6 protein-coding genes and 1 pseudogene are annotated in these 8,051 nt (G+C 54.9%); all 7 read right to left on the reverse strand.

The genetic code is table 11. The features are described 5' to 3' along the window. The coding region (locus tag AC0L6A_RS15975; RefSeq protein ID WP_473293555.1) for an ABC transporter substrate-binding protein at positions 1–1,511 on the reverse strand (1,511 nt) is incomplete at its 3' end. 152 nt (positions 1,512–1,663) lie between these two features. Beyond that, a complete protein-coding gene (gene gyrB, locus AC0L6A_RS15980) occupies positions 1,664–4,081 on the reverse strand; it encodes a DNA topoisomerase (ATP-hydrolyzing) subunit B (RefSeq protein ID WP_473293556.1) in 2,418 nt (805 codons plus the stop codon). Between the two features lie 168 nt (positions 4,082–4,249). Further along, on the reverse strand, positions 4,250–4,870 hold the full coding sequence (locus tag AC0L6A_RS15985; protein WP_473291901.1) for a LysE family translocator: 621 nt from the start codon (positions 4,868–4,870) through the stop codon (positions 4,250–4,252). After that, a complete protein-coding gene (locus AC0L6A_RS15990) occupies positions 4,867–5,283 on the reverse strand; it encodes a VOC family protein (RefSeq protein ID WP_473293558.1) in 417 nt (138 codons plus the stop codon). Before AC0L6A_RS15990 ends, AC0L6A_RS15985 begins: the two co-directional genes overlap by 4 nt. Beyond that, positions 5,280–6,389 carry a DNA replication/repair protein RecF gene (gene recF / locus AC0L6A_RS15995; protein ID WP_473293559.1) on the reverse strand — a complete coding sequence of 370 codons (1,110 nt, stop codon included), beginning with the start codon at positions 6,387–6,389 and terminating at the stop codon, positions 5,280–5,282. Before recF ends, AC0L6A_RS15990 begins: the two co-directional genes overlap by 4 nt. Before the next feature lie 36 nt (positions 6,390–6,425). Then, positions 6,426–7,544, reverse strand: a complete 1,119-nt coding sequence (dnaN, locus tag AC0L6A_RS16000; RefSeq protein ID WP_473293560.1) for a DNA polymerase III subunit beta — start codon at positions 7,542–7,544, stop codon at positions 6,426–6,428. A gap of 135 nt (positions 7,545–7,679) precedes the next feature. After that, positions 7,680–8,051 (reverse strand): annotated as a pseudogene (locus tag AC0L6A_RS16005) (helix-turn-helix domain-containing protein); the annotation flags it as partial.

Raw genomic sequence — 8,051 nt, forward strand, 5'->3', positions numbered from 1 at the left:
ACGATGTCAGCCGAGTTCATGTTCGACTTCGATCCCCAAGCAAGGTTCTGCCAGTGCAGCGGGATGAACGCAGCTTCTTCGTACAGGATACCTTCCAGCTTCTTCAGCTGATCGGCACGCTTGGCCATATCGGTTTCGCTGTTCGACGCATTCATCAGATCATCCGCCATCGAGTTACAGTAAGCACCCGAGTTGTACTGACCGTTACCGGTTGCTTCATCCGGACAAGCCGACAGGAACTGGTGGAAGTTTGCAGAATCTTCGGTATCTGCGTGCCAGCCAATCATCATCATGTCAGCCGCACGTTCATCAAACGCGGGCCAGTATTGCGCTTTCGGCATGGTTTGCAGGTCAACCTTGATATTGATCTGTGCCAGCATCGACGCAACAGCTTGTGCGATCTTGTCGTCGTTCACATACCGGTTGTTTGGCGCCATCATGGTGATCGAGAAGCCATCGGCATAACCAGCTTCAGCCATCAAAGCTTTCGCTTTTTCAAGATCGAAACGCGGTGCCAGAGCCGGATCGTGACCCAGATAACCAGCCGGCGATGCTTGTCCACCCACGGTACCAAAGCCACGCATGATGCGATCAACGATACCTGCGTTGTTCACAGCATAGTCGATTGCCAGACGCACTTTCGGGTCTTTCAGGGCTTCGACGCGGTTCTGGTTCATCTGGAAGGTGATGATACGCGTACCAGGCATCGTGATCAGGTCAACACCGTCAGCGTCGCCTACACGTTTAAGATCGGTCGGCGGTACCGGTGCGATGAAGTCAACATCACCCGACAGAAGCGCGGCCACACGGGTCGGGTCTTCTTTAATCGGTGTCAGGATGATCTTGTCGACATTACCTGCGGTTTCAGTGTCCCAGTAACCGTCGAAACGATCAAAGACCACTTTCACACCTTGTTCACGCTCGGATACAACGAACGGGCCTGTGCCCGAGATGTTGCGCGATGCAAAGCTGTCACCGTGCTTAACGATTTCCGACTTGTCTTTGCCGTCATCGGTGGTGCCGGTGTAATACGCGCTGTCCATCGGGAAGATGTACGTCGCAGTATGCAGCACAAGCGGATAAGGCTCGGACGTTTTCAGGTCGAATGTCATGTCGTCAACGATTTCAACATCGGTGAACTGAGCGAAAATGCCTTTAAAGTCATCACTGGCTTTCAGACGATCGAAAGTCCAGTCAACGTCTTTTGCGGTCAGCATGTTGCCTGAATGGAATTTTACACCGCTCTTCAGCTTGAAGCGCATGGTGGTGTCGTCAATCTGTTCCCAGCTTTCAGCCAGACGGGCTTCGAACTGCAGATCTTTGGTCCAGCGGACCAGCGGGTCAAAGACCATATGCGACAGCTGAAGCGTACCGCCAGACAGCTGCTCATGTGGGTCCATCGAGACCGGGTCGGCGTCATAAGCTACGCGTACGGTGGTTTCGGCATAAGCTGCCGATGCCAACGTCGCCACTGCGGCGGCCGCCGCAAGGCTACGGACAATCTTTGTCATGGATTTACTCCCCTGTGGTTGTGTCCGAAACGCTAGTCTCAGGTCCTCAGGGGCGCAAATGCCTATATCGTATGAGGTATGCAAAGGGCGCATGACGCCCTTGCAGGCAACATCGGCTCCACCCTAGAAATGGTGGAACCGATTGTAATCTATCAGAAATCTAAATTCTCTACAGACAAGGCATTCTGCTGAATAAACTCACGACGGGGTTCAACCACGTCACCCATAAGCTTGGTAAAGAGGTCATCCGCTTCGGCCAGATCGTCGACCTTAACCTGCAACAACGTGCGCGCTTCGTGGTCCAAGGTCGTTTCCCAAAGCTGATCCGGGTTCATTTCGCCCAGACCTTTGTATCGCTGCAATGTCAGACCTTTTTCGCCCTCAGCCAGAACAGCCTGCAACAGGTCGATCGGCCCTTGGATCAGGATCTCACGCTCTTTGCGCGACAAATGCGAGCTGTCACGATAGATATCACGGGTTTCTTTTGAAACCTCTGACAAACGCCGCGCTTCGCCTGAACGAAGCACCGCACCGTCCAGTGTGCGAATCTCCTCAACGCCGCGCAGTACGCGGGCAAGGCGAATACCGTGATCTTGCGTGATCCGGCCCTGCCAGCCGCGTTCATATTCAACGGCAACTTTATCCAAACGCGCCGCCACATCATCTGCTACACGCTGCAAATCTGAATCCGCACGACCCGGATCAAATGCGCCAGCAAGGGCGGCTTGCTCCAGAATGTTGCGTGGGTAATGCGTCGGAAAGGCATCCAGAATACGCTTGAAATTTCGCGCACCATCAACGATCCGCGTCAGATCAGCACCCGCAATTTCTTCGCCATTGGTCAGACGCAGCACAGTCCCGTCGATCCCCTGATTAATCAGGTAATCCTCAAGACCTGCCTGATCTTTCACATAGACCTCGGATTTGCCGCGCGCCACTTTGTAAAGCGGGGGTTGCGCAATATAAAGATACCCGCCCTCGATCAGCTCTGGCATCTGACGGAAGAAGAATGTCAGCAGCAAAGTCCGAATATGCGCACCATCCACGTCCGCATCTGTCATGATGATGACTTTGTGATAGCGCAACTTTTCGATGTTGAATTCATCCCGACCAATGCCGGTGCCCAATGCGGTGATCAGCGTACCGATCTCTTGGCTGGACAGCATGCGATCAAACCGGGCTCGCTCGACGTTCAGGATCTTACCGCGCAGCGGTAGGACCGCCTGATCATGGCGCGAACGCCCTTGCTTCGCGGAACCACCAGCCGAGTCACCCTCGACAAGGAATATTTCACGTTTGGCAGGATCTTTTTCCTGACAATCTGCCAACTTCCCAGGCAGCGATGCCACGTCCAACGACGACTTCTTACGCGTCATTTCACGCGCCTTACGTGCCGCTTCACGGGCCAGTGCAGCTTCGACAATCTTGCCGGCGATCATGCGCGCAATTTGAGGGTTCTCGTCAAACCACTCCTGCAGCTTTTCGTTCATCAGGCCTTCGACCGCTGGACGTACTTCCGACGACACCAGCTTGTCTTTGGTCTGAGAGCTGAACTTCGGATCCGGCACTTTCACAGACAGAACACAGGTCAATCCTTCACGTGCATCGTCGCCCGTGAAGTTCACCTTTTCCTTCTTCGCAAGACCGGAGGAGTTGGCATAAAGGTTCAATGTCCGCGTTAACGCACCCCGGAATCCAGCCAAATGCGCGCCGCCGTCGCGTTGCGGAATGTTGTTGGTAAAGGGCAGCACATTTTCGTGGTAGCCATCATTCCACCACATCGCAACCTCGACTCCGATCCCGTCTTTTTCACCGGTGACAAAAATCGGCTCTTCCATCAAAGGAGTCTTGGAGCGATCGAGGTACTTTACGAATTCTTTAACGCCGCCTTCATAGTGCAATTCTGAACGCAGATTTTCGATGGGGCGTTCATCCTCGATAACGATGCGCACACCTGAGTTCAGGAAACTCAGTTCGCGCAGGCGGTTCTCAAGCGTTTTGAACTGGTAATCGAGGTTCGAAAACGTATCGGTCGACGCCATAAAGCGCACTTCGGTCCCGGTACGATCGCCACACTCGCCGACAACTTCCAAATGTTTCGCGGTCTCGCCGCGCTCAAAGCGGGCAACATGTTCCTTACCATTGCGCCAAATGCGAAGCTCCAGCCAATCTGACAAGGCGTTCACAACAGAAACGCCCACACCGTGCAGACCGCCCGACACCTTATAGGAATTGCTGTCGAACTTACCGCCAGCGTGCAGCTGGGTCATGATGACCTCAGCCGCAGAAACGCCTTCTTCGGGGTGAGTGTCCACAGGAATACCACGGCCATTGTCTGACACGGAAACCGAGCTGTCAGCGTGAATCGTGACGGTCACAGCATCTGCGTGACCGGCCAAAACCTCGTCGATGCCGTTGTCCACGACCTCGTAAACCATGTGATGCAGGCCCGACCCGTCATCGGTATCACCGATATACATACCTGGGCGCTTTCGCACTGCTTCCAAGCCTTTGAGAACCTTAATGGATTCAGCGCCATATTCGGCACTGCTCTGCGCGTCATCAGCCATGTGGGACTTCCTGTTATTCGTTCCCGAAAATATAGTGTTTTACGAGAGGATTGTCACGCCGAACACACAATATTTAGCGGTTTTCGCGCGATGTTTTTCCTGAAGCGTATCAAGACTAACTTGACCAGCGGATCTGACTCGAAACTCCCGCTATATTGAGGGGACGCATTAGATGAAAAGGATCGCGATGCCGACCAGTACCAACAGCGCTCCGGCAGCGTAGTTCATCCTCTTCAAAGCGTGCTCAGAAGACAGCAAGGCACGTGCGCGATCCACGAAAAACGCCAGTATCAGGTTTCCCACCAACGGCACGACGAATGACGCCAATGCAATCGCCAGAATGTCAGGTCCCGTGAGTGCTGCCAGATCGAAGAAGCCCGGCAAGACCCCCATATAGAAAAGGATGGCTTTGGGGTTGGACAGGATGACGATCAAACCAGCTACAAAACCCGCCAACATGCCTGGTCGCGTCAAACGGCTGTCGCCAGTCACTTTATGCCCGGCTGACCGAATTATGGTCACGCCCAGCCACAAAAAAAATAGCGCGGCGACGATGCGAAGAGCGAACATGCCGCCCTCAACACTCGACGCCAACCAACCCATGCCCAGCGCTGCCAGAACGGACCAAAAGATGTCACCTACAGCGACACCTAACGTCAACGGCCACGCCTGCCTGAAACCACCGGCCAGCACACGTGCGACCAATGCCACCCATACGGGCCCCGGCGTTAAGAAGAGAATGAACAAGCCAAAGATGTAGAACCCAAGCTCAGATGCCGTGATGGTCATTTCAGATGACCATCCTCATCCAGCTCCCAATATGGGTTCATTGCGTATTCCCAGACATGGCCATCAGGATCTGCGAAGTAGCCCGAATACCCACCCCAGAAGACCTTCTCGGGCCGCGTTACAACCGTGCCACCAGCGGCAATCGCAGCGTCAAAGGCTACGTCCACATCCGCCTCGGTTGGAAAGTTCTGGCCCAGTGTCATGGCACCCGTACCAAGCGCCTCAACCGGGCGCTTCATATCCTCGGCCAGCCCTTCGAGCGTATAGAACCCGAATTTCATGCCGTTCATGTCGTAGAAAGCTACCTTGTCCAGCACGCTGGATGGCTCCCAGCCGATGGCATTGTAAAACGCAACCGCCCGCTCCAAATCCTTTACGCCCAAAGTGATTAGCGTCACACGATTGGTTTTCATGGCTGCACCTCATGCACTTCTGAAATTCCGTTGGTATCTTTGACTTCAAAATGAGCGGCACGTGCGCCCAATTCTTCAAATAGCTCCGGACCAGTGCCCGTCATAAATGCCTGTGCCCCCAGCGCACAGATCTCATCATAAAGCGCGGCACGGCGGCTTGAGTCCAAATGGGCAGCAACTTCGTCCAGCAGAAAGATGGGCGGCGCACCAAAATCGCGCGCCAAGGCCCGCCCGTTGGCAAGGATCAGCGACACCAGAAGTGCCTTCTGTTCACCCGTAGAACAATCACGCGCAGCCACACCCTTCGCCGCATAAACAGCCGCCAGATCAGACCGATGCGGCCCCACAAGCGTACGCCCTGCCAGCAAATCACGGGGACGGCTTTCCGCAAATGACTCTGCCAAGGCGTCCTGCTCTTCAGGCAGAACTGCACCTTCTGGCTGAATCAAAGAAAGCTCTGCTGCGGGAAAGGCGGTTTCGGCCTCGGCCTGAGCCTCTAACAGCTGCTCTACCGCCCGCTTCCTGTTGGCTATGATTGCAACACCGGCCTGCGCCATTTGCGTTTCCAAAGCCGCATACCAGTGCCCGTCCCGCTGCCCGTCCTTCAAAAGCCGATTGCGTTCTCGCATGGCCTTTTCATAAGTCAGGACCGCATCTGCGTGACCCGGCTCGAAGCTCATGGTCATGCGATCCAGAAAACGCCGACGCCCCTCAGCACCTTCAACCCACAACCGATCCATAACCGGCACAAGCCACACAATGCGCGCGATGCGCCCCAAAACCACTTGTGCGGCGGCCTTATCGTCAATTCGAACTTGTCGGGACGCGCCTGCTTCAAGCCACGTCTCAACCTCGTGCGTTTGATGCAGACTTTGCAGCACAGCCGAGATTTTCCAACCGACAGCCTCGGGTTTACGGATCATTTCATCCAACGCAGCACGTCGCAGTCCGCGCCCCGGCGAGAGCATCGAAATAGCCTCAAGAATGTTTGTCTTACCGGCCCCGTTCTGCCCATGCAGCACAACAGGCCGCCCATCCAATGACAGGCGTACAAGTTTGTGGCTGCGAAAATGGCTGAGTGTCAGCTCGCGAAGGGCGAGTGTCATCGCGCCCTCCCTTTTAGCGTTTCAATGCGTGACAGGTCACACACGCATGGGCATGACGACGTAAACGGCGCTGGTGTCATTGCCTTCACGCATCAAAGTCGGATCGCCTGACGAATTGAACATGAAGACCGCGTTTTCACGATCAACTTGGCTGGCAATCTCCAACAAGTATTTCGCGTTGAACCCAATCTCCAACCGCTCGTCGTTGTAAGCCACGGCCAGCTCTTCCTCGGCGGCGCCAGCATCGGGTGCGTTCACCGACAGAATTAGACGATCTTCGTCCAACTGCAACTTCACGGCGCGCGAACGCTCGCTCGAAACCGTGGCAACACGATCCACAGCTTGTGCAAATTGGGTCGCATCGACTTCCAGCTTACGGGTGTTGCCCGAAGGAATGACGCGCGTGTAGTCGGGGAAGGTTCCGTCGATCACTTTCGACGTCAACGTGATTGCTGGCGTTGCAAAGCGGATCTTGGTTTCCGAAACCGATACGGCAATTTCTGCTTCATCATCGTCCAGAAGCTTGCGCAGCTCGCCCACAGTTTTGCGCGGAACAATCACACCGGGCATATCTTCAGCACCAGAAGGCAGATCCGCATCAATACGCGCCAGACGGTGACCATCCGTGGCCACACACCGCAAAACCTTACCACCATCCGATTCTGAAACGTGCATGTAGACGCCGTTCAGATAGTAACGTGTTTCTTCGGTTGAGATCGCAAATTTGGATTTATCGAACAGACGACGCAGAACCGGTGCAGGAGCAGCAAAATTCGCCGAGTATTCGGAACTTGCCATGACCGGGAAGTCTTCTTTCGGCAACGTGGCAAGCGAAAAGCTGGATCGGCCAGCTTCGACACTCAAGCGCCCAGTCGCACCATCGTCGGTCAGTTGGACAAGAGCACCATCCGGCAGCTTGCGCACAATCTCGTGCAGGGTCACAGCAGAAACTGTGGTGGCACCTGCGCGTTCAACCATGGCGTCGGTCTTATCGACAACTTCGATATCCAGATCTGTGGCACGGAAGGAAACGCTGTTGCCTTCGGCTTCGATCAGCACATTTGCAAGGATTGGAATGGTGTTCCGGCGTTCAACAACTGATTGCGCCTGTGCCACGGCCTTTAGAAGCGCGCCGCGTTCGATACTGATCTTCATGTCCCACTCCTGACAGATACCGGGGCGGAGACCATATCAGGTTCACCGCCCGGCTCAATTCTTTTATCGGAATGTCCGCTTCTTTCGTGGGCGGGTCAAGGCTTTAAGCCCTAAAACTGCCAATTCAGGGTTGCATCATGCCTCAAGTGCGCGACGCAGCAATTCCAGATCTTCTGCGATCTGATCGTCAATGACCTTCAGCTCGTCGATCCGCTTCACACCATGCATGACCGTTGTGTGGTCACGCCCGCCGAAACGGCGACCAATTTCTGGCAGCGACCGCGACGTCATATGCTTGGCCAGATACATCGCCACCTGACGCGGACGGGCAATCGTGCGCACACGCTTGGGACCAATCAGTATCTGACAGACGGATGTTGTAATGCTCGGACACTTTGCGCTGGATTTCTTCGACCGTGACCTTGCGATCCGAGGCCCGAAGGATATCGCCCAAGCAGTCCTGAGCCAGTTCCAGTGTGATTTCGCGACCGACCAATGAGGCAAAGG

Source organism: Aliiroseovarius sp. D2-2 (assembly GCF_055809455.1).